The following is a 22,066-nucleotide window of genomic DNA, read 5'->3' as shown; positions in this document are numbered from 1 at the left end:
AGGAATTTATAATGTTAATATTTGTTAGTAAAATGCAGGGCTTTATTAGAAGCTCTAGCGGATTTTACTTAACCGGTGGTATACTTTTCAATTATTTTAGTGGACTACTTTTCAATTATATTATACAGTACGTTTCTAAAAAGTTCTATCTTTGCTAAATAACTCTAGTTTACTATAAAGGACAAATAATGAAACATTTTGTTTTCTCCATCTTTTATTTGCTATTTGCAATTGGTTCAATCTCTGCTGAATCAAAGTTAGACTCATTGTTGATTGAATTGGATAATACTTTGCTCAACGAAAAGGAATACACCATACAGAAAGAAGCGTATATAAACAACTACAAACAACAGCTTGATAAACAAAATATAAATGATGAGAATAAATATCTGATTTACCAAAATCTCTCCAAAGAATATGAGGCTTTTGTATTTGATTCTGCCTATTTATACTCTCAAAAAGCGATTGATATTGCACAAAAATTAGGTAATAAAAATTGGCTTCATCAAAGTAAAATACAAATGGCACGTATTCAGGCTAAAGCCGGAATATTCACCAGAGCGATTGAAATTCTCAACGCAATAAACAGTAAGGAGTTAACCAAAGATCAGCTGATTGACTATTATTACACATATGCCGATTCCTACATATACTGGCTTGAGTATCAGAATGGATTTGACATTCAGAATTTAATAGAAAAACGAAGAAACTATCAGGATTCATTATTGCAGGCAGTAGAAACAAACACCTATGAACACGCTATTAATTATGGAACACGCTACATCGAAATAAATGACTTTAAGAATGCAGAAAGAGTTCTATTCCCTTATTTCTCAAATGTAAAACCCGACACAAGGAACTATGCAATTCTCACATCTATATTTGCATATTTTTATGAACAAAAGGGAGATCGGGAGCAGCAAAAAATATATTTAGCCATGTCTGCAATTGCAGATATAAGGGCTTCGGTAAAAGAAAACACATCATTGCGTACCCTCGCTGTTTTATTGTTTGAAGAAGGCGATGTAAAAAGAGCTAATAATTATATAAAAAAGAGTTTGGATGATGCAAATTTCTATAATGCACGGTTAAGAAATATTCAAACGTCCAGACTCTTACCCATTATTGATAAGGCATACCAACTAGACAGAGAATATCAGCAAGATAAGCTCAGGACTTTGCTTATTATCGTTAGTCTCTTATCTTGTATTCTGCTCGTAGCCATCTATTTTGTAGTGAAACAAGTAAGAAAATTATCAAAAGCAAAGAATGAAATAGAACAGATTAATTCACGTTTGAGTATATTAAATGAGGATTTAAAAATTGCGAATGAAAATCAAAACCACACAAATCTTTCCCTTGCCGAAGCAAACCGCATTAAAGAACAATTTATAGGCAGCTTTCTTGAAATCTGTACCCAGTACATTGATAAACTCGATGCTTTTAAAATTACTGTAAATCGAAAGATTAAAGCCGGACAAACAAATGAGATACTGAAGATGACATCTGCATCGGAAGATTCTGTTCGTGAGTTAAAGGAATTATATACTAATTTCGATAATGCATTCCTAAACATCTACCCCAACTTTGTTGAGGAATTTAACAAATTGCTCAGACAAGAAGAACGTTATGCCGTAAACAACGACAAAATACTGAACCAAGAACTTCGTGTATTTGCATTGATACGTTTAGGTATAACAGATAGCAATAAAATAGCTACCTTTCTACATTATACACTTCGCACAATCTACAATTACAGAAGTAAAGTAAAATCGAAAGTGCTGAATCAGGAAATTGATTTTGAAGAAGCGATAAGGCATATTTCCACGCCAAAAAGCTAATATTGTATTCTATTTTTTACTTCAAACGAATATCCACAAGTTACATAAGCTGATTTTAGGAATTAGATTACTGGTCTATATATCAGTAGTTTACTCACATGTCATTTTTACTAAAAGTTACTTAGCCATTTACTTACACGCTATATTAGTGCATTTACCTCATTATATTTGCTGGCAACCTTTCAATATTTAATAACCATCAAATGAAAATATACCCATGAAAATAAATTAACCACATTACCCTCTTACCGGGACTACTTCATTCTAAAAGTCAACCACGAAAAATACTACCTATATTAAATTATTAATACATATGGAAAAAAAATTCAAATCGAAAAAAACGACAAGATTTATCCTATTTCTACTTTTTGGATTATTTCTTGCCTCTAATGCCTTCGCTCAACAACAGAGTCTGAAAGGTATAGTAAAAGATGAAACAGGAGAACCAGTTATTGGAGCCAGTGTCGTTGTAAAAGGCACGACTAATGGTACAAGAACAGATATTGATGGTAATTATTCTTTATCTGGGATCAGTAAGGGTGCTACCATTGTGGTATCTTATATTGGATATACCAGTCAGGAGATTGCTTACACCGAACAAAAAGAATTAAATATCATTCTTTTAGAAGATACTAAGTTATTAGACGAAGTGGTTGTTATCGGTTATGGGCAAGTACGCAAGGGCGATGCCACCGGATCGATATCCAGCATTAAAGCCGATACCAAAGTACGAGGTTTTGCACCCAATGCTCAAGATATGCTAATGGGTAAGGTTGCCGGGGTAAATATTATCAATGAAGGTGGATCGCCAAGTGCCGGAGCGACTATACGTATACGTGGGGGCTCGTCTCTTTCAGCTAGTAACGATCCATTAATTATAATTGACGGAGTTTTTCTCGACAATAAAGGAATGGGTGGAGTAGGCAATATATTAAGTACAGTAAACCCGACAGACATCGAATCATTTACAGTCTTAAAAGATGCTTCGGCAACTGCGATATATGGTTCACGTGCATCAAACGGGGTTATCATCATTACGACAAAGAAAGGTGTTGCGGGCAAAATAAAAGTAACATACGACGGCAACTTCTCTATAAGTACACCTAAAAATCAAATTGATGTGCTTACAGGCGATGGTTATCGTACTTTTATAGATAATGCATTCTCCGGTAATAGTAATTTCGAAGAAATGAAAAGTAAGCTAGGTAGTGATAACACTAACTGGCAAGATAAAATATTCCGCACTACAATGAATACGGAACACAATCTAAGTGCACTCGGTTCCGTGAAAAATATACCTTACCGTGTATCGTTAGGTTACACAGATATTCAAGGTATTCTCAAAACATCGGAAATGGAACGCTACACAGGTAGTATTTCACTATCTCCTACTTTATTTAATGATCATTTGAAAGTGAACCTGAACGGAAGAGGGATGTATATCCACAACCGTTTTGCCAATCAGGGTGCTATTGGAGCTGCAATCAGTATGGACCCTACACAATCGGTATATGATGAAAACAGCCCTTTCGGAGGATTTTTTACATGGATGAGTGGAGCTGTTCCCAATCAGGTAGCAACTATAAATCCGGTATCTATGCTGGAAATGACTCAGGATAAATCGAATGTATATAACTTTATCGGAAATGCACAATTTGACTATAAGTTACATTTTCTACCCGATCTGCATTTTAACCTCAATTTAGGAATGGATTATTCTAAAAGTGAGGGTACTAAATACATACCGGAAAATGCTCCTTCCGATTATATTTATGGTGGATTAGATTCGAGCTGGGATCAAAAACGCCGAAATACAACTTTCGATTTATATAGCCAATATTTTCATAAGCTCGATTTTCTGGATAGTAAATTCGATGTGATGGGAGGATATTCATGGCAACATTACTGGCGATCGGATAGCAATATCGGTCACCGTATAAGCAAATTTGATGCTGCAGGAAATCCACTCTTAGTAAGTTTCAACGATACCGCAACAGAGCATTACATTATTTCATTCTTCGGACGTTTCAACTATAGTGTAAAAGATAAATATCTTATGACTTTCACTTTGCGTCAAGATGGTTCATCCCGTTTCCACAAAAACAATCGATGGGCTTTATTTCCCTCATTAGCATTGGCATGGAGAATGATTGACGAGGACTTTCTCAAAGATTCAAATGTTATAAGTAATATGAAACTCCGATTAGGTTGGGGTATAACAGGGCAACAAGATATCAACCAGGGAGACTATGCTTATATGGGTACATACGAACAAAGTTCAGGTAACGAAGCTAATTATCTACGCGGATATACCGACGGACAAGGCAATTGGGTATCATTACTTCGTCCGGCAGCTTATAACCCTGATCTGAAATGGGAATCCACAACGACATATAATGTTGGACTGGATTATGGTTTCTTGAAAAATCGTATCGAAGGCTCTATTGACATTTATCATAGAAAAACAAACGATTTGATAAATGAAGAAACAAGAGTAGCCGCAGGAACAAATTTCAGAGAAAGAATCGTTACAAACGTTGGATCATTAAAGAATTCGGGTGTTGAATTATCACTAAATGGAACTCCTATAGTAACAAAAGATCTCGCATGGGAAATCGGTGGTAATGTAGCATATAATAAAAATGAAATAACGAAATTAAACTTAGGAAACGTCGATACACCCATACCTAATAGTGGGGTGAAAGTATTTAAAACAGGAGAATCGGCACAAAGCTTTTTTGTATACGAACAGATTTACGACGAGCAGGGTAAACCTATCGAAGGTTTTTACAAAGACAGAAACAACGATGGCCTCATAAATCAGGACGATTTATTCGTCTATCAGAAAAGTACACCCGACTGGACATTTGGACTTAATACCAAATTGACATGGAAAGCCTGGGATGTAGCTATTGCCGGCCATGGCAGTTTAGGAAATTTCAACTATAATCAAATAGCTGCCACAGGTGCAGCACTGAGTTCTGCATCAGTGTTCGCAAATGAATTCCTGGTAAACCGTCCTCTAAGTGCTTTTGATACGAATTTCCAAACAGGACAAAATAGCTCCAATTATTATGTGCAGAATGCTTCATTCTTTCGTGTTGATAATATTGTTCTCGGATGGTCTTTTATGCGATCCAAACAACTTCCTTTCGGAGGCAGAATATATGGAGCAGTACAGAATCCTTTCATCTTTACAAAATATAAAGGACTAGACCCTGAAGTATATGGTGGTATAGATGGCAATATATATCCCCGACCTCTGACTATTTTATTTGGTGTAAATCTTAATTTTTAAACGACACAATCATGAAAAAAATATATAGTATATTAATCGCCTGTAGCTGCCTGGCCATTTTATTCTCATCGTGCCTTGATGATTTGAATACAGAACCATTAAGCAGTAATGTCTTATTGCCGGAGAGAGCATGGGAAGACCCCAATTCTTACGAACAATTTGTAGCTAAGATATATGCCGGATTTGCACTCTCCGGTAATGAAGGCCCTGCGGGACAACCTGATATTGCAGCAGATGATCAAGGTGAAGCTACCTTTATAAGAACCTACTGGAATTTGCAGCAACTATGTACCGACGAAGTCATAGGTGCTTGGGATAATGAAACACTTAGAAGTTTACAATTTTGTCAATGGAATTCAAGTAATCACTTCATATCATTAAACTATACACGTATGTATATGAATATTGCTTACGCCAATGAGTTTATGAGACAAACCACAGACGAAAGATTAAACCAACGTAACGTTGATCCTGAACTTAGAAGCAAGATTCATACTTTTCGTGCAGAGATAAGAGCATTACGGGCATTAAATTATTACTTCCTGATGGATTTATATTCTAATATACCGTATATAGACGAAGCAGCCGGTGTAACTACTAATTTCCCGGAACAAAAAGATCGTGCATTTTTCTTCTCTTGGATAGAATCTGAATTGAAGGATATTGAAGATGAGCTTCCGACAAATAATGGAATGGCTACTTATGGTAAGTTAACCAAACCTGTAGCCTGGATGATTCTATCTAAATTGTACTTGAATGCCGAAGTATATATTGGGGTTAAGAAGTACACTGAATGCCTTACATATCTCAATAAAATATTATCGGCAGGATACACGCTCGATCCTACTTATAAAAATATGTTCGGTGCTGATAATCATAACTCATCGGAAATTATCTTCCCTATTGTATTCGACGGACTAAAAGCAACTACTTATGGTGGTACAACCTTTCTTTTGGCTGCTTCTTACAAATCGGATATGGATCCTAGCGCCAATTTCGGGTTTACACAAGCGTGGTCAGGTATACGTGCCCGAGAAACATTATCTGTTTTGTTCGACAATAACGATGCACGTGCTCTTTTCTGGAAAGAAAACCGCACACTAGAAACTTCCACCTGGTATGATTTCGCCAAAGGGTGGTCTGTCATAAAATATACAAATATGAATAGTGATGGCACGCCGGGTTCTAACAGCGTATTTTCGGATACCGATTTTCCCATGTACCGACTGGCTGATGTATATCTGATGTATGCAGAGGCGGTTCTTCGCGGAGGACAAGGAGGTACACGCGACCAGGCTCGTACTTATGTAAATGATTTACGGGAGAGAGCCAAAATATCAAAAGTGAGTGATACGCAATTTAACCTGTTGTTTATTCTTGACGAACGCTCACGCGAATTGTATTGGGAAGGACACCGCCGTACAGATTTGATACGTTTCGATCGTTTTACAAGAAACTACTCATGGCCATGGAAAAACGGAGTCTTCAGTGGTGTACCAAATATTGATGACAAATTTAAATTGTATCCCTTGCCTGTTAGTGAGTTGACGGCAAATCCAAACTTGACCCAGAATAAAGGCTTCTAATTAATGATTTAAAAGTAAGAAAATGAAAACATATAAAATATTTTTAGCATCCCTCTTCTGCATATTAGCTCTTTGGGCCTGTAACAAAGACGAGACCCCCGTGTTAACTCATGTGGAGACGAGTATATTGGATAATTTGCCGGCTCAGAACTATATATTGGAAGAACCTGCGAAAGGAACCAACCCTCTGTTATTTACTGTAACATGGACTGAAACTGTGTTTCACTTCGATGGCGAAAATACCCCACGACCCGCAGGGCCGGTTAATTACACACTTCAGATAGACAGAAAAGGAAATAATTTTGCATCGGCTCAAGTTTTGGCAGCAACCAATACTCTTTCTTCCAATATTTATCTGAATGATATAAACTTATTAATACTGAATAAATTGGGGGCATTACCTAACGAAGCTATTGATGTCGAATTGCGGATAGTAGCCGATTATGGACAAAATATGGCAGGCTTAGCTATTTCGGGAAATACACTGCCCGTTTCAATCACGCCATACGAAGCGAAAAAAGAGTTACAAGCCCTTTACATTATAGGTGATATGAATAGTTGGAACAATACGAATACAGACTTTATAATGTATCGTAATAATAATTCTGATGAGGAAATATATACCTATACAGGCCGGCTTGCAGCAAATACTTATTTCAAATTTATACTTGAACAAGATTTGGGTACTAACAAAATGTATTCACGCAATGATGAGACTACACTTGTATATGCCGAAATGAGCGATGGTGCATTCCATAACGAAACAGAAGGTTATAAAACAATAACCCTCAATCTGAAAGAGCTGACTTATACCATCGTTGATTATGACGCATCAGCTGATATGATTTATAATACAATAGGCCCTATCGGTGGATTTTGCGATTGGGATAATGAGCCGCCAATGATCAAGTCTGCTTATGACCCTCACCAATGGAGTATAACTTACGAATTTAAAATATCTACCGCTTGTAAATTCAGAGGAAATAAAGATTGGGTATATAACTGGGGTGGCGATTCTAGTGATATACCTTATGGAAAAGCTGTCTTTGACGGAACGGGAACAGATATAAAAACTCCGGGAACGTATAAAATTAATTACAATGACATAACTCATCATTTTGTAATTTTGTCACAAGAATAACCTATAAATCGCTGTAAACATGAAAAAAATTAAATATATAATAAGTTTGTTATGTGTGCTGACTTTAATGTCAGCATGCAACGACGACGAGAGCACAAGTAATATATCAACTACGGAACCTGTACTCAATTCGTTAGTTAGTAATGAGTGGATTTTAATTCAACCCGAAATCGATCAAAACCCTTTCCTATTCAGATTGAACTGGACAAAAGCACGTTTCTTCGATCAATCGGGAGAAGCACTCTATGCCGATAATGTACAGTATGACATCGAAGCCGATTTATCAGACAATAATTTTTCTAAACCGATTGTATTGGTTTCAACTACTAAACTATTTGCAGACATATACACGCAGCAGTTTAATACAGCCATTGCACAAATGCTGGGAGTAGAAAGTAAGACTGTTCAAAATATAAACATTCGTGTAAAGACATCGGGTGGTTCTGGGGAATCTGTTTATTCGGAAGCTTTAACACTCGTAGTTACACCCTATATCTATGTAGCACCTGTGCCAGATCCCGAATCATCTAAACACATCTATATAATAGGAGATATGAATGGATGGAATCCTAATAATACCGACTTTATTATGTATCGCAATAGTAACGATGTAGAAGATGGTGTTTATACATATACAGGATATTTTGCAAATGGAAATGAAGGTGCTTATTTCAAATTCTGCGCTGAAGAATTCTTAGGTGGCTACAACAATATGTACTGTGCCGGAGAGGGTGGTAAACTAGAGTTTGGCGATACAGGTGCATTTTATGCCGGGCCGGGTTATTATACAGTAACTATCGATATCATAAATATGACATGGACACTTACACCTTATGATGCATCAGCAGCAAAAAACTATACCACAATGGGACCTATCGGTGGTTTCTGTGGATGGGATAATGAACCGCTAATGACTAAATCTGCTTACGATCCACACCAATGGCATATTGCATATCTGTTCGAATCGGGTACTGCATGCAAATTCAGAGGCAACAAAGACTGGGCTAATAACTGGGGTGGCGGAGAATTTGATATTCCTTACGGAAAAGGCGTTTTTGATGGTGGCGGAGCTTCTATAAACGAGCCCGGCTTATACGACATCTACTTTAATGACCTTACCGCTCATTACATTATTAAGATACGAAATTAAAGACAGAAAAAAGATATAGATTATGAATACAATTAAATTATTCGTACTGGGTCTTATTGCAATATTCTCATTCTATAGTTGTAGTGACGATGAAGATGATAATTGGCAAGAAATACCAAATACCGAAATAACACCCGTAAGCAAAAACAACAATGTAATTTACGAAGTTAATATTCGCAACTACTCAGCCGAAGGCAATTTCAAAGGTTTGGAAAAAGATTTACCAAGACTCAAAGAGTTGGGTGTAGATATATTATGGCTCATGCCTATACATCCTGTTGGAGAGAAAAATAAAATTGGAACGAAGGGCAGCCCTTATTCTATAAAAGATTATAAAGCCATTAATCCCGACTATGGTACAGATACCGATCTGAAATCACTAATTGCCACGGCACATGCTTCGGGTATAAAAATATGGTTTGACTGGGTAGCAAACCATACAGCATGGGATCATGTTTGGGTTGGTAATCACCTTAATTTCTATGCTTCGAAAAATGGTGTACGTCCGTATTCTCCCGAAAATTGGAGTGATGTAATTCAGTTGGACTATAAAAATGCGGATATGCGTGCAGAAATGATCGATGCCATGAAATATTGGGTTGAAAGTTTTGATATAGATGGATACAGATGTGACGCAGCTACATATATTCCCCTTTCTTTCTGGCACGAAGCACGTACGGAAATAGATAAAGTGAAAGAAATAACATGGCTCTGCGAAGGCGATAATGCTTCTTATATGCAGGTATTCGACTACGATTACGCCTGGAGTTTCAATACTGCTCTGAACGATTTTGGCAAGACCAACAATATTTCTAATCTGGTGAGCGAGTGTAACAAACTATTCAGCAACAATGCTTATACCAATAAAGGGCGAATGATTTACCTTACTAATCACGACCTGAATGCATACGACGGCACAGAATCTACCAGATATGGAAAGAATGTATTACCTCTTACAGTATTGTCTTTCACAATCTACGATATGCCTCTTATTTATAATGGGCAGGAAATAGGTATGGATAAAGTGATGGGACTGTTCGATGTCGTCCCTGTGGTATGGACACCAGTTAATAATACATATAACGATCTGTTCAAAAAACTGACCCAATTAAAAAGAACACAACCTGCACTCGAAGACGGAACAAACAGAGGAGTGCTGAAAGTATATCCGACTAATAATGAAGATATATTCGTGTATTCAAGAAAAAGAGGAACGAATGAAGTCATAACTATGCTTAATCTTACAGATCATTCTATAAAATTCAAATTCAGTAATACCACACCATTAGGTACTTTCAGAGATTATCTGAAAGGAGGGAATCAGGATTTCTCTTTGCAAACAGAAATAGAACTTCCTGCGAATGGCTATAGTATATATGTTAAATAAACAATAGAATAATGACTAAATATTTATTATCGTTTTGCCTTTTATTTACCCTATTGAGTTGTGCTCGGCAAGGGCAAAAAACATATACCTTGCCCCAGTTGGACGATGTTGTGATATATCAGGTAAACCCTCGTGTATTTGCTGAAAAGGAATCTTTTAATGCAATCGGATTATATCTTGATTCAATAAAACAATTAGGGGCAAATATTATCTGGTTTATGCCTATACATGAAATAGGAAAAGAGAAATCGGTCAATTCGCCCTATTGTGTGAAAGATTATAAATCGGTTAATTCAGAATTTGGGACGATGGAAGATTTAAAGAAGCTTATAACTCAATGTCATGACAAAGAAATTGGAGTTATAATCGATTGGGTTCCAAACCATACATCATGGGATAATCCATGGATAAAGAATACTGCATGGTACACACAAGATAGTATTGGCAACATTATTTCGCCGGCAGGAACAGGATGGAATGATGTAGCTGATCTCAATTTCAACAATCAGGATATGCGTTTAGCGATGATAGATGCGATGAAATATTGGATTGTAGAAGTCGGTATTGACGGATTCCGTTGCGATGCGGTTGATTTTGTTCCTGCCGACTTTCTGCAACAAGCAAATGACACGTTGAGGAGTATACCCGGGCATAAGCTACTCATGCTGGCGGAAGGAAAGAGAGAAGACCATTTCGATGTTGGTTTCGACCTTAATTATGCATGGGATTTTATGGAAGCCATGCGTGATGTGTATCTGAAAGATTCGTGTGCAACAGCTCTGTTCTCTGCCAACGAAGCGGAGTATAAAGCAATACCAAAGGGTAAGCGAAAACTAAGATTCAGCACGAATCATGATGAAACTCAAAAGCAATCTCCTGTTGAGGAATTTAATAGTGAACGTGGATCTATGTCAGCCTTTCTGGTTTCGGCATATATGCCGGGATGTCCTATGATTTACAGTTCGCAGGAAGTGGGATATCCAAAAGCGATTAATTTCTTCAGGTATACACCTGTCGATTGGTCTGCAAATAACAGACTAAGAAAAGAATACGAACGTATATTTCAGATATATAATACAAATGAAGCGTTGCGTAAAGGAGCCCTGAAAACATATCCTAACCAAAACATACTGTTGTTTGAGAGATATACGGATACCGAAAAAGTTATTGTAGCTATTAATGTAAGAAATGTAGAACAAAAGATGGAGCTTCCATCCGATTTGAGCAACAAGAAATTCACTAATTTATTTTCGGGAAACTCAATGACCTTAGGTAATACAATGATCCTAAAACCCTATGAATATTTAATTCTAAAATAAAATTATAGAAATGAAACATATAATCAGCTATTTTCTACTATTTATACTACTGATTACATCTGCTTGTAGTTCCAACTACTCAGATATAATATCATCCCCCGACGGAAAAATTAAATTGCAAGTCGGACTGGATGACGGAAAGATTTATTATACAGTAAACAAAGAAAATAAACCAATCTTAGACAAATCCTTTCTGGGTTTCACGCTGAAAGACAGTAATCTAAACAATGGATTTGAAATCAAGGATATAAAACATTCCACTTTCAGTGAAACTTGGGAACAACCTTGGGGTGAAGAGATATCTGTTGACAATACCTATAATGAAATGGCTGTCAATATCGAAGAAAAAAGCGGATTGAAACGTAAGTTTACAATAGTCTTTCGTGCGTTTAATGATGGTATAGGCTTTCGCTACGAATTTCCGGAGCAAGAGAACCTGAAAGATTTTGTTATTATGGATGAGCTTACTGAGTTTGCTCTTACAGGCAATCATAAGGCATGGTCTATTCCTTATAATACCGAGTTTTACGAAGGATTGTATAATGCTTCTCCTGTAAATGAATTAGATACTGTTTGTTCTCCGTTGACAATGGAAACGAAGGATGGAATGTATTTAACGATACACGAAGCAAATCTGACAGATTATGCAGCCATGAATGTATATCCCGAAAACAAAACGACTGTATTAAGAACATATCTTACACCATGGGCAAGCGGAGAAAAAGTATTTATGACAGCTCCACACGTTACCCCTTGGCGGACGATGATTATTGCAGACTCGCCAGGGGATTTACTCCTTTCGCGACTGATGCTCAATCTAAATGAACCGAGTAAAATAGAAGATACTTCATGGATTACTCCCGGTCGTTATATTGGCATCTGGTGGGGTATGCACATGAAAGAGTATACATGGGATCAAGGCCCAAAGCATGGAGCTACAACCGAAAACGTAATTAAATATATTGATTTTGCTGCGAAGCATAATTTTGCAGGTGTACTTGTCGAAGGATGGAATAAAGGATGGGAAGATTGGCAGTCGTTCGAATTTTCAATTCCATATCCCGATTTCGATATTGCTAAAATTACAGATTATGCTGCATCAAAAAATGTAAAATTGATAGGTCATCACGAAACAGGTGGTAAAACCAAGAACTATGAGAACCAGATGGAAGATGCCTTTGCTTTTTATCAAAAATATGGTGTAAATGCAGTGAAGACAGGGTATGTAGGCGGAATATTGGATAACAAAGAAATGCATAGTAGCCAATATGGGGTTCGTCACTATCGCAAAGTAATTGAAACCGCCGCAAAATATCAGATAATGATTGATAATCATGAACCGGTAATGCCTACAGGCTTGCAACGTACTTATCCTAACCTGATGACACAAGAGGGCGTTCGTGGACAAGAATGGGATGCATGGTCTGTCGATGGAGGCAATCCGCCCGAACATACTACTATCATTCCTTTTACAAGAGGTCTGGCTGGACCTATGGATTTTACACCGGTAACATTCAATTTCAACAATCCGGTTCTTCCTAATACTCGGGTAAGGACAACATTGGCTAAACAATTGGCTTTATTTGTTGTCTTATACAGCCCTTTACAAATGGCATCGGATATGATAGAAAATTACGAAAAAAATCCTGAACCATTTCAATTTATCACTTCTTGTCCTACAAATTGGTCGAAGACTGTAGTTCCAAATGCAAAAATCGGGGAATACGTAACAATTGCACGTAAAGATCGCAATAGTGATAATTGGTTTGTTGGCAGTATTACTAACGGAGACAGTCGTAAATTATCTTTACCGTTAGATTTCCTTGACAAAAATGCGAAATATACAGCTAAGATTTATAAAGATGGCAAAAGTGCCAATTATGAAACAAATCCATATCCTATTAGTATCGAAGAAACTGAAGTTTCATCCAATTCCGTTTTGGACATCGATTTAGCATCTAGTGGCGGTACTGCCATAATGATTTCTAAAATGAAATAATTAAGTAATATATAAGTTATTGAAAATAAAGGACAAAATCCACTTTTTGTAAATTAAAAGTGTCTGAACTAGTCGAACGAAAAGAAGCGGAATAGAGAAAATCAGATAAAAATACTCATCAGCATTATACTGATGAGTATTTTTATATTTATATGTCAAGCTTGCTTTTACTTCAACTCAACCACATTATTCTGCGTATAACAACTTTTCATATTATTGAACTTATCCTTTACCCGGTAAACTTCCTCTTTCACCTTCTGATTTAATATCTGAGTCGTCTTAATATCAGTATGCCCGAGCATCTTAGAAACGCTCTCTAAGCTCACTTCTTTAGTGAGCATGGTTGTGGCGAAGGTATGCCTTCCACAATGACAGGTCATTGGTTTATTGATTCCGCAAATAATGGCGATTTCTTTCAAATAGCAGTTAATCAGACTAAATAAACTATATATCAGAGTTTTATAAAGATGCTAAATTCGAGAAGTAACGATTTGGAAACGGTTCTTTTAACAGGTCTTCGCATAGTATCACATGTGCCGACTAACTCTTTATACAAAGGTAAGCAAAGATTTTGTTATGCAAAAATATCTAGCGGATGCTTCGTTATATCAGTTCAAAACAGTGGATGCGTTCCAAAAGATTCGAAGGGAAAAGAACTGTTTGGTTTCCTGATAAACTTTTAAATTTATCTTAATAACATACTGTATTTCAAACATTAACCTGATATGCTTTAACGAATAACACAAAAAGAGAGGCTGCCCATTTATTTTTTGGACAACCTCTTATTTTTATTTACCAACGATCAATAACCTTTATTCTGTTTATATAAACCTGGAATATAGTTTAACTGATTGTAAGGAATAGGAAAAAATTCGTTCTTACCCGCAGTAAAACGTGCATCTTTATAGTATGCAGCATACGATTGTGTTACAGTGTTGTTACCAAGATCAGTATAAGTGAAGGAAACATTCTTTTCCTTGTCGTAAAATTTATTTAGAGTTTCGCCAGCTATACCCCAGCGTCTTAGGTCAAAGAAGCGACTACTTTCCATTGCCATTTCCAGTCTACGTTCCCATTGCAAAGCCTTTCGGGCATAGTCTTTGTTTGCAAAATTTGGATATGCTTTGATCTCACAATAATCTTTTGCATAAGGAATATATTTTTCTACCGAATTTGCTGCCCGCGTGCGTATATCATTTATAATGGTAAGGGCTCCAGCCAATTCACCTAGTTCTACAAGCGCCTCAGCTCTCATCAACATAACATCGGTGTAACGAAAAACATAATCGTTTTGGTTCACAGCCTGCCACGAACCGTTATATGTTACATAAGTACTATTAACAGGTACATTTTCTTTCAAAGAACTGTAATAACCATATGTGTTAGGAGTACGGGTGTTTTCGTAAGTGAAAATAGTATTCATATCATATTTGTATGGAAATCCGGGGATAGCAACCGTATGAAATAAGCGAGGGTCACACTTTTGCCCCGATGTTTTAGCAGCCTCAGGATACCATGTCGTATTATTAAATGTATCGAACATAGGCAAACCGTTTTCTGTTTTGAAAGCATTCACCAGATTTTGCGACGGCTTATGAAAATCCCATCCGCAGGTAAATAAACCCCAGGTCGCATTTAATGTATTACTCCAATTGGCACGCCCATAGACAGTATTATCATCTAAAGAATGTTGAACTGCAAAAATAGATTCTCTACCGTTTCTTTGGTCAGGCATAAAGATTTCTCCAAAGTCTGATGCATAACCATAATTAGTAGCTGTAGTCATTACAAAATCAGTATAATCAATAACTTTTTTCATTTGTGCTGCATCTACATTCGTTACTTGATATTCCGAGCCTTGTGGATACGCAAGGATCAAATGACATTTAGCCAGATAGCAGGCAGCCGCAGTTTTACTTACACGGGAAGCCGCTTCGGGATAAGTATCCAATGTTTTATATGCTGAATCAAAATCCTCCATTATTTTCCCGATCAGTTCTTCATACGAATATTCATCGTTGCGTGTACTCTCATGTGAATTATTTATAACTACATTTTCATCTATCCAAGGCACTTGTCTATATAGAGAAATAAGCTTAAAGTAAAAATGACCTCTCAGAAAACGGACTTCTGCCATACGTTTTTTCGATTTTTCACTTCCTAATACTGCCTCTCCATACTCATTCAGTGAAATTATAGCCCTGTTGCAACGAGAAACGGCAACATATAAACGATACCATAATTCGTCCATGTGATCGGGGTTGGATGCCGATAATGCAGAAAATATATCTATCGGATGGTAGTTCGTATCTCCGGTGCTCCCTCCTCCTTTATAAGCATCGTCGGATGCAACGTCTCCATATGGCCATAGATTGAAAGGATATGTGTACCAATCGTCACCCAGCACAGCATAGGCTGATGTTACCATGGCTTCGGGTTGCGAATATGCATAGTCCTGATCTACGACAGCCGTAGGTGAAACATCAATAAAATCATCACAGCTATATGCACAAATTACAATAGCTATAGCGAATATATATTTTTTCATTTTCTTAAAATTATTATTAGTTAAAACGATACTTGAACACCTAATGTAAATGATGTAGGAATAGGATATCTCCATGCAGCATTTTCGGGATCCTCAGCTGTAAAGCCATTACTTTTTAATGTCAACAGATTTTGTCCGCTAACATATACACGAGCGTTATCAGCTGCGATCTTTTTACTTAGCGAAGGTGGAATGCTATACCCTACTTGCAGCATTCTTAATTTACAATAACTTCCATTTTCTACAAAATAGCTCGAAAAGCGTCCTTCATCAGCAGTATTATTTGTTGTTAATGCCGGAATAGTAGAACTAGTGTTGGTTGGACTCCAAGCATCTAATAAGCGGCTTCCTTTGTTCGCACCCACATCGTTTACACTCCAAAAATCGGTCTGGTACTTTTGAACGTTTTCCACATCTACATCATGAACTCCTTGCCAGAACATTTGGAAATCAAATTTCTTATAGGATAACGAAAAGTTTAGTCCATAAGCAAATGCCGGAACAGGATCGAGAATCCAAGTTCGGTCGGCAGCTGTAATTTCTCCATCTTTAGTGATATCCGCAAACTTCAGCCCACCTACACGGGCATTTGTCTGTCCCGAAGCATCCACTTCGTCCTGTGTCTGGAATAATCCGTCAGCAACATATCCTACCCGAGAGCCATAAGCGCGTCCTATTAAATTTTCAGTGTTGGTATGTTCATAAGAACCGGTTGCCGTGGCAGGCAAATAGGTCACTTTACTACGGAAAAAATCCACATTCCCATTAACATCTATCGATAGATCATTATTCAGACTTTTACGATAACCTATCGAAAATTCCATACCCTTGTTTCTTAACGAAGGACCGTTTGCCCAACTAACACCACCTTCGCCTTTAGCTCCCAGATAAGCGGGAGAAATAAGCATATCGGTCACATCTTTTATATAAGCATCTATATTACCATATATTGATTGATTCAGTAAAGTAAAATCAACACCTATATTATATTGTTCTGCTGTTTCCCATTTCAAATTATCATTTGCAGTCTGAGTTATTCTATAACCCGATGGGAAAAGCCCTGAACCGATTCCGTTAATATCGTATGCAGTAGACGTAACCCGATCGCTGCCATAATCAGCCTGATAAAGCCCATAACGAGCCGTATTACTTATTTCCTGATTTCCGGTTTTCCCCCACGAAGCACGCAGTTTCAAATCGTCTATCCCCGATACCCCTTTCATAAATGATTCGTCAGAAATACGCCAGCCGGCAGTAACAGCAGGGAATGTCGCATACCTGTTATCTTTTCCGAAACGACTCGAGCCGTCTTTACGTATAGTAAATGATGCCAGATAGCGATTCATGAAATTATAGTCGATTTTACCGAAAAATGAAACTAATGAAAAACCCGATTGATTTCCTGTAACCGTTGTAGTACCTGTACCTGCATTAGGCCACATGTAATCGGGGGTTTCAATAGCAAATTCTTTAATATTATTATAAGAGTCGACCCGAGTCTGTCTATATAATTCATTACCTCCCAATAAGGAAATGTTATGTTTTTTATCTATTTCGAAATTATAATTAACGGTATTAGACCAGTTCCATTTAGTATCCTGAGCGTTAGTTATAGACACCTCCGCTGTGTTATTTGCAATGATATCTGAGACAAAAGTATGTGTCAGGTTACGTCTGAACTCACTATCGTAGTCGAGACCAAAGTTAGAACGAAACAAAAATCCTTTCCATGGTTTTATATCTACATAAGCATTACCAAACAAACGCCAGAATGTAGACTGATTGTCTTTATTATGATAAAGTTGGCGAACAGGGTTTTGACGATCGGGCATCGATCCGATAGGCCCCCCGAATGTCACTCCGTCGGTTTCGTACACAGGGATGATCGAAGCCATTTTCAGTGCATTTTCCATCACACCGGGATCATCCACCTGTTTAGTATAGGTTACGGTAAAGTTCTCTCCTACCGTGATTATTTTGTGCACATTGTAAGATGAGTTCATACGGGCTGAAAGGGAACTAAAATCTGTATATCTCAATATTCCACCATTGTTTTTATATCCTAACGAGAACATTGTCGAACCTTTTTCTGAACCTGTAGATAGTGAAAGGTCGTAATTTTGTAGAATACCCGTTCTTGATATTTCATCCATCCAGTCGGTATTACTGGCTCGCATAGTTTGTGTTGAATTTAAATAGCCTGAATATATACCGGGAGTAATAGAGAAATCTCTCAATGCTGATCCTGATCCGGTAACTGTGTAACCATAGTTTCGGGAATAGGCTGTAGGGTCGATGCCATCATTAAGAGCTGCTTGCACAAGAACCTTTCCGTATTGGTCTGTATCGAGCAATTTCATTTTAGAACTGAAGTATTGAGCTGTTACAGAGGCTAGAAAATCTACTTTCAATTTCTGATTATTTTTTCCCTTTTTAGTCGTTATAATAATCACACCATTTGCAGCACGTGAGCCATAGATAGAAGCAGATGCGGCATCTTTCAAAACCTGCATACTTTCAATATCATTTGTATTTAAAGAATTCAGAGTAGATGTGGTAGGTACTCCATCGATTACAAATAGAGGATCTTGACTGGATTGAAGGGAACCGATACCTCTTATCCGAATTGTTCCCGTACCAGAAGGGCTACCATCGTTTGTCACTGTCATACCTGCAACTCTTCCCTGCAACGCTCGTATAGGATCAGTATCAGCAGATGTTTTCAGATCATTTATAGACACTACTGCAACAGCACCTGTCAGGTCAGCCTTTTTCTGAGTTGAATAGCCTGTTACAATTACTTCGTCTAATAAAGCCTGATCTTCTGTTAAAGAAATATTAATAACGTCTCCATTTTTCGCCGATATCTCTTGTGTTTTCATACCAATCATAGAGAATACCAATACTCCTTTTTCTGTTTTCATTTGAATCTGAAATCTTCCATCAGCATCTGTCGATACTCCGTTAGTAGTTCCTTTTTCTACTACACTTACACCGATCAGCTCGATGCCATCGTCAGCAGATACAACTACACCTGTTACTCCTGTAGTTTGAGCAAAAATAAGTGATGGAAGAACAAATAGGAAAATGATTGAAAATATAAATTTCAACCTGATTAAGTGCTTTCGTTTCTTCATGGATAATTAAATTTTATAAGTTAAAAAACTTTAGGTTCATGGTTCTGCAAATCTAAAGAGGTTGGAAATAAAATTATATAATGAATGTAGCAGATGCATGTAAAAATGTTGCAAGAGTGAATTATTTTCAGGTCATGCAACATTTTTACTATCGTTCGCAACATCTGTTATAGCCTTAATCTGTAATTAAAATTTTCTTTGTACTGAGACATAGAATAATCTTAATTTCTATATCTATGCATACATTCGAGTTAACAGTATACCATAATCTAAGTTAAATATCTAACTCATATAAATTTTAATATATACTTAATATCAAAACCATGAAAAAAATTCTAAAATCAGTCGCATGCCTGACTTTGGTTCTGCTAGTTAGTTGCTCATCAAAAGATATTCCGATTGATGACTTCGAATCGGGAACCTTCGACGGATGGATGGTCGAGGGCGATGTTTTCGGCTCAACGCCCACAAAAGGATCATATTCTGATCAGCAGGAAGTAAAAGGATTCGAAGGAAACTATTTAGCCAATAGCTTTAACGGAGGAGACATTTCTATCGGAAAACTTACTTCAAAAGAGTTTGTTATCGAAAGAGATTACATCAACTTTCTTTTAGGAGGAGGTGCCGGTCCTAATACGTATATCGAACTGGTAGTTGATGGGAAAAGTGTTCTTAAAGCACATGCTATGACTAACGGAGATACACTAAGCAGAATGACCTGGGATGTAAAAGCTTATAGAGGGAAATCGGCTGTGATTCGCATTGTAGACAATGATAGTAGCGGCTGGGGACATATTTTAGCAGATCAAATCGAAATGAGTAATACCGAAAAAAGCAGTGTCTTATTGAATCATTCAATATCATTCGATGTAAGCCAAAAATATATACTTATTCCTATACAAGACGAAAGTCCGGCAATTCCGGTTTCACTTGATGTAGACGGACAAGTTATTGGTGTACCGATGAATATTCGCATTGCTCAAACTAAAGTTGACTATTGGATACCGATACCTGTAGAACAGTATAAAGGACAAAAGGTAACTTTAACTCTATCTAATGTAAACAAAGAAGATATAGGCTATACTCAAATCAATCAATCCGACAGATTCGATTTCGATTATAATGAAAAATATCGTCCCAGTTATCACTACACACCTCAATATGGCTGGATGAACGACCCGAACGGAATGGTTTATTACGATGGTGAGTATCATTTATTCTACCAATATAATCCCTATGGATCTCTATGGGGTAATATGACCTGGGGGCATGCCGTAAGCAAAGACTTACTCACATGGGAATATCTGTCTGCGGGTATTGTGCCCGATTCGTTAGGAGCCATTTTCTCGGGAAGTGCGGTAATAGACAAAGATAATACTGCAGGATTTGGTAAAGATGCCATGATTGCCATTTACACATCAGCCGGAAAAACCCAGACTCAAAGTATTGCTTACAGCACCGACAGAGGACGCACATTTACTAAATACAATAATAATCCTGTATTGACAGACCCTGATATTGTAGACTTCCGCGACCCGAAAGTAATGTGGCACGAGGCTTCTCAAAAATGGGTGATGACGTTGGCAACTTCGCAAACAATTACGTTCTATGGTTCTAAAGATTTAAAAGCATGGGAAAAATTAAGCGAGTTTGGCGAAGGAATTGGAGCTCATGGCGGCGTATGGGAATGCCCCGACTTATTTCCCCTTACTTATAATGGGCAAACTAAATGGGTACTATTTGTAAGCATCAACCCCGGCGGTCCTAATGGAGGTAGTGCGACTCAATATTTCGTAGGAAATTTCGATGGTAAAACGTTTAAAGCAGACGAAATGCCTTATCCCCTTTGGTTAGATTACGGACGTGACAATTATGCTGGTGTAACATGGAGTAATGTTCCTGCTAGTGACGGACGCCGCTTGTTTATCGGTTGGATGAACAACTGGGCTTATGCGGAGCGCCCACTACCTATCACCCATTTCAGAAGTGCAATGACTTTGCCCCGTGAATTAAAACTGGTACATAATGGCAAACATTTGGTTGTTGCTAATCCTCCGATAGAAGGAATCGTAGATTTAAGAAGTGATAAGAAATCATTGGGAGATATAAAAATAGACACATCTTATTCCATCGATAAATTGCTAGATAATAATAGTGGGGCTTACGAAATAGAAATGAGCGTGAAAGCTAATAGTGCAAAACGCTTTACATTCAAACTGTCTAACAGGATGCAGGAGAAAATGGTTTTCTCTTTTGATATTGAAAATGAAAGCCTAAGTATAGACAGGTCAAAAAGCGGGAATGTCAATTTCTGCGACAATTTCGCATTACCAAAGATCGAAGCCCCTCTTGTGAAAAAGGATACATACAAAATCCGCCTTTTCATAGATAAAGCTTCTTCCGAATTGTTCGTTAATGACGGAAGCCTTGTCTCCACAAATATAATGTTCCCGACCGAGCCGTATAATACACTAACGTTCGAGAGCGAAAGTGAAATAAATGTAGAAAATATATTCATATATAAGATTAACTAAAAAACCATGAAACAGAAAAGCATATATTTAGCTCTAATCCCAGTAATGTTATCATTCTTCGTTATGGGATTCGTAGACTTGGTTGGTATCGCGACCAATTATGTAAAAGCTGACTTTGCCTTGTCG

11 protein-coding genes and 2 pseudogenes are annotated in these 22,066 nt (G+C 37.3%); 10 read left to right on the top strand and 3 right to left on the bottom strand.

Annotated elements, in window-relative coordinates; genetic code table 11:
• The first annotated feature begins 188 nt into the window (after positions 1-188).
• From G7Y56_RS17210 to G7Y56_RS17175, 8 genes are all read left to right on the top strand, one after another.
• Positions 189-1,841 (top strand): DUF6377 domain-containing protein, encoded by a 1,653-nt coding sequence (locus G7Y56_RS17210; protein WP_165045519.1) that lies wholly within the window; start codon positions 189-191, stop codon positions 1,839-1,841.
• A gap of 313 nt (positions 1,842-2,154) precedes the next feature.
• Entirely contained in the window at positions 2,155-5,139 is a 2,985-nt protein-coding gene (locus G7Y56_RS17205) for a TonB-dependent receptor (RefSeq protein WP_165045517.1), read from the top strand.
• A gap of 11 nt (positions 5,140-5,150) precedes the next feature.
• A complete protein-coding gene (locus tag G7Y56_RS17200) occupies positions 5,151-6,725 on the top strand; it encodes a RagB/SusD family nutrient uptake outer membrane protein (RefSeq protein ID WP_165021553.1) in 1,575 nt (524 codons plus the stop codon).
• A gap of 22 nt (positions 6,726-6,747) precedes the next feature.
• The gene (locus tag G7Y56_RS17195) at positions 6,748-7,866 is read left to right on the top strand and encodes a SusE domain-containing protein (RefSeq protein ID WP_165045515.1); all 1,119 of its coding nucleotides are present in this window, start codon (positions 6,748-6,750) and stop codon (positions 7,864-7,866) included.
• Positions 7,867-7,885: 19 nt separating this feature from the next.
• Positions 7,886-9,016: a SusE domain-containing protein gene (locus G7Y56_RS17190; protein WP_165045513.1), complete on the top strand. Its 1,131-nt coding sequence runs from the start codon at positions 7,886-7,888 to the stop codon at positions 9,014-9,016.
• Between the two features lie 22 nt (positions 9,017-9,038).
• The gene (locus G7Y56_RS17185; RefSeq protein ID WP_165045511.1) at positions 9,039-10,403 is read left to right on the top strand and encodes an alpha-amylase family glycosyl hydrolase; all 1,365 of its coding nucleotides are present in this window, start codon (positions 9,039-9,041) and stop codon (positions 10,401-10,403) included.
• 11 nt (positions 10,404-10,414) lie between these two features.
• A complete protein-coding gene (locus G7Y56_RS17180; protein WP_165045509.1) occupies positions 10,415-11,722 on the top strand; it encodes an alpha-amylase family glycosyl hydrolase in 1,308 nt (435 codons plus the stop codon).
• Positions 11,723-11,732: 10 nt separating this feature from the next.
• On the top strand, positions 11,733-13,721 hold the full coding sequence (locus G7Y56_RS17175) for a glycoside hydrolase family 97 protein (RefSeq protein ID WP_165045507.1): 1,989 nt from the start codon (positions 11,733-11,735) through the stop codon (positions 13,719-13,721).
• Between the two features lie 167 nt (positions 13,722-13,888).
• Here G7Y56_RS17175 and G7Y56_RS17170 read toward each other — a convergent pair.
• The 3 genes and pseudogenes from G7Y56_RS17170 to G7Y56_RS17160 form a co-directional block, all read right to left on the bottom strand.
• A pseudogene (locus tag G7Y56_RS17170) lies at positions 13,889-14,152 on the bottom strand (tyrosine-type recombinase/integrase); the annotation flags it as partial.
• 371 nt (positions 14,153-14,523) lie between these two features.
• The gene (locus G7Y56_RS17165) at positions 14,524-16,269 is read right to left on the bottom strand and encodes a RagB/SusD family nutrient uptake outer membrane protein (RefSeq protein ID WP_165045503.1); all 1,746 of its coding nucleotides are present in this window, start codon (positions 16,267-16,269) and stop codon (positions 14,524-14,526) included.
• 20 nt (positions 16,270-16,289) lie between these two features.
• Positions 16,290-19,406 carry a TonB-dependent receptor gene (locus G7Y56_RS17160; protein ID WP_165045501.1) on the bottom strand — a complete coding sequence of 1,039 codons (3,117 nt, stop codon included), beginning with the start codon at positions 19,404-19,406 and terminating at the stop codon, positions 16,290-16,292.
• Between the two features lie 323 nt (positions 19,407-19,729).
• Here G7Y56_RS17160 and G7Y56_RS17155 point away from each other — a divergent pair, with 323 nt between their 5' ends.
• A complete protein-coding gene (locus G7Y56_RS17155) occupies positions 19,730-21,940 on the top strand; it encodes a GH32 C-terminal domain-containing protein (RefSeq protein ID WP_165045499.1) in 2,211 nt (736 codons plus the stop codon).
• 6 nt (positions 21,941-21,946) lie between these two features.
• Positions 21,947-22,066, top strand: a pseudogene (locus G7Y56_RS18715) (MFS transporter); the annotation flags it as partial.

It is taken from the genome of Dysgonomonas sp. ZJ709, assembly GCF_011039195.1.
Classification (GTDB): domain Bacteria; phylum Bacteroidota; class Bacteroidia; order Bacteroidales; family Dysgonomonadaceae; genus Dysgonomonas.
This window is presented reverse-complemented; position numbering and strand designations above follow the sequence as displayed.

What these genes read in the sequence shown, in the direction of transcription:
- G7Y56_RS17160 (WP_165045501.1), bottom strand. Translation starts at nt 19,406, where the DNA reads ATGAAGAAACGAAAGCACTTAATCAGGTTGAAATTTATATTTTCAATC.
- G7Y56_RS17180 (WP_165045509.1), top strand. Translation starts at nt 10,415, where the DNA reads ATGACTAAATATTTATTATCGTTTTGCCTTTTATTTACCCTATTGAGT.
- G7Y56_RS17205 (WP_165045517.1), top strand. Translation starts at nt 2,155, where the DNA reads ATGGAAAAAAAATTCAAATCGAAAAAAACGACAAGATTTATCCTATTT.
- G7Y56_RS17200 (WP_165021553.1), top strand. Translation starts at nt 5,151, where the DNA reads ATGAAAAAAATATATAGTATATTAATCGCCTGTAGCTGCCTGGCCATT.
- G7Y56_RS17165 (WP_165045503.1), bottom strand. Translation starts at nt 16,269, where the DNA reads ATGAAAAAATATATATTCGCTATAGCTATTGTAATTTGTGCATATAGC.
- G7Y56_RS17195 (WP_165045515.1), top strand. Translation starts at nt 6,748, where the DNA reads ATGAAAACATATAAAATATTTTTAGCATCCCTCTTCTGCATATTAGCT.
- G7Y56_RS17210 (WP_165045519.1), top strand. Translation starts at nt 189, where the DNA reads ATGAAACATTTTGTTTTCTCCATCTTTTATTTGCTATTTGCAATTGGT.
- G7Y56_RS17175 (WP_165045507.1), top strand. Translation starts at nt 11,733, where the DNA reads ATGAAACATATAATCAGCTATTTTCTACTATTTATACTACTGATTACA.
- G7Y56_RS17190 (WP_165045513.1), top strand. Translation starts at nt 7,886, where the DNA reads ATGAAAAAAATTAAATATATAATAAGTTTGTTATGTGTGCTGACTTTA.
- G7Y56_RS17155 (WP_165045499.1), top strand. Translation starts at nt 19,730, where the DNA reads ATGAAAAAAATTCTAAAATCAGTCGCATGCCTGACTTTGGTTCTGCTA.
- G7Y56_RS17185 (WP_165045511.1), top strand. Translation starts at nt 9,039, where the DNA reads ATGAATACAATTAAATTATTCGTACTGGGTCTTATTGCAATATTCTCA.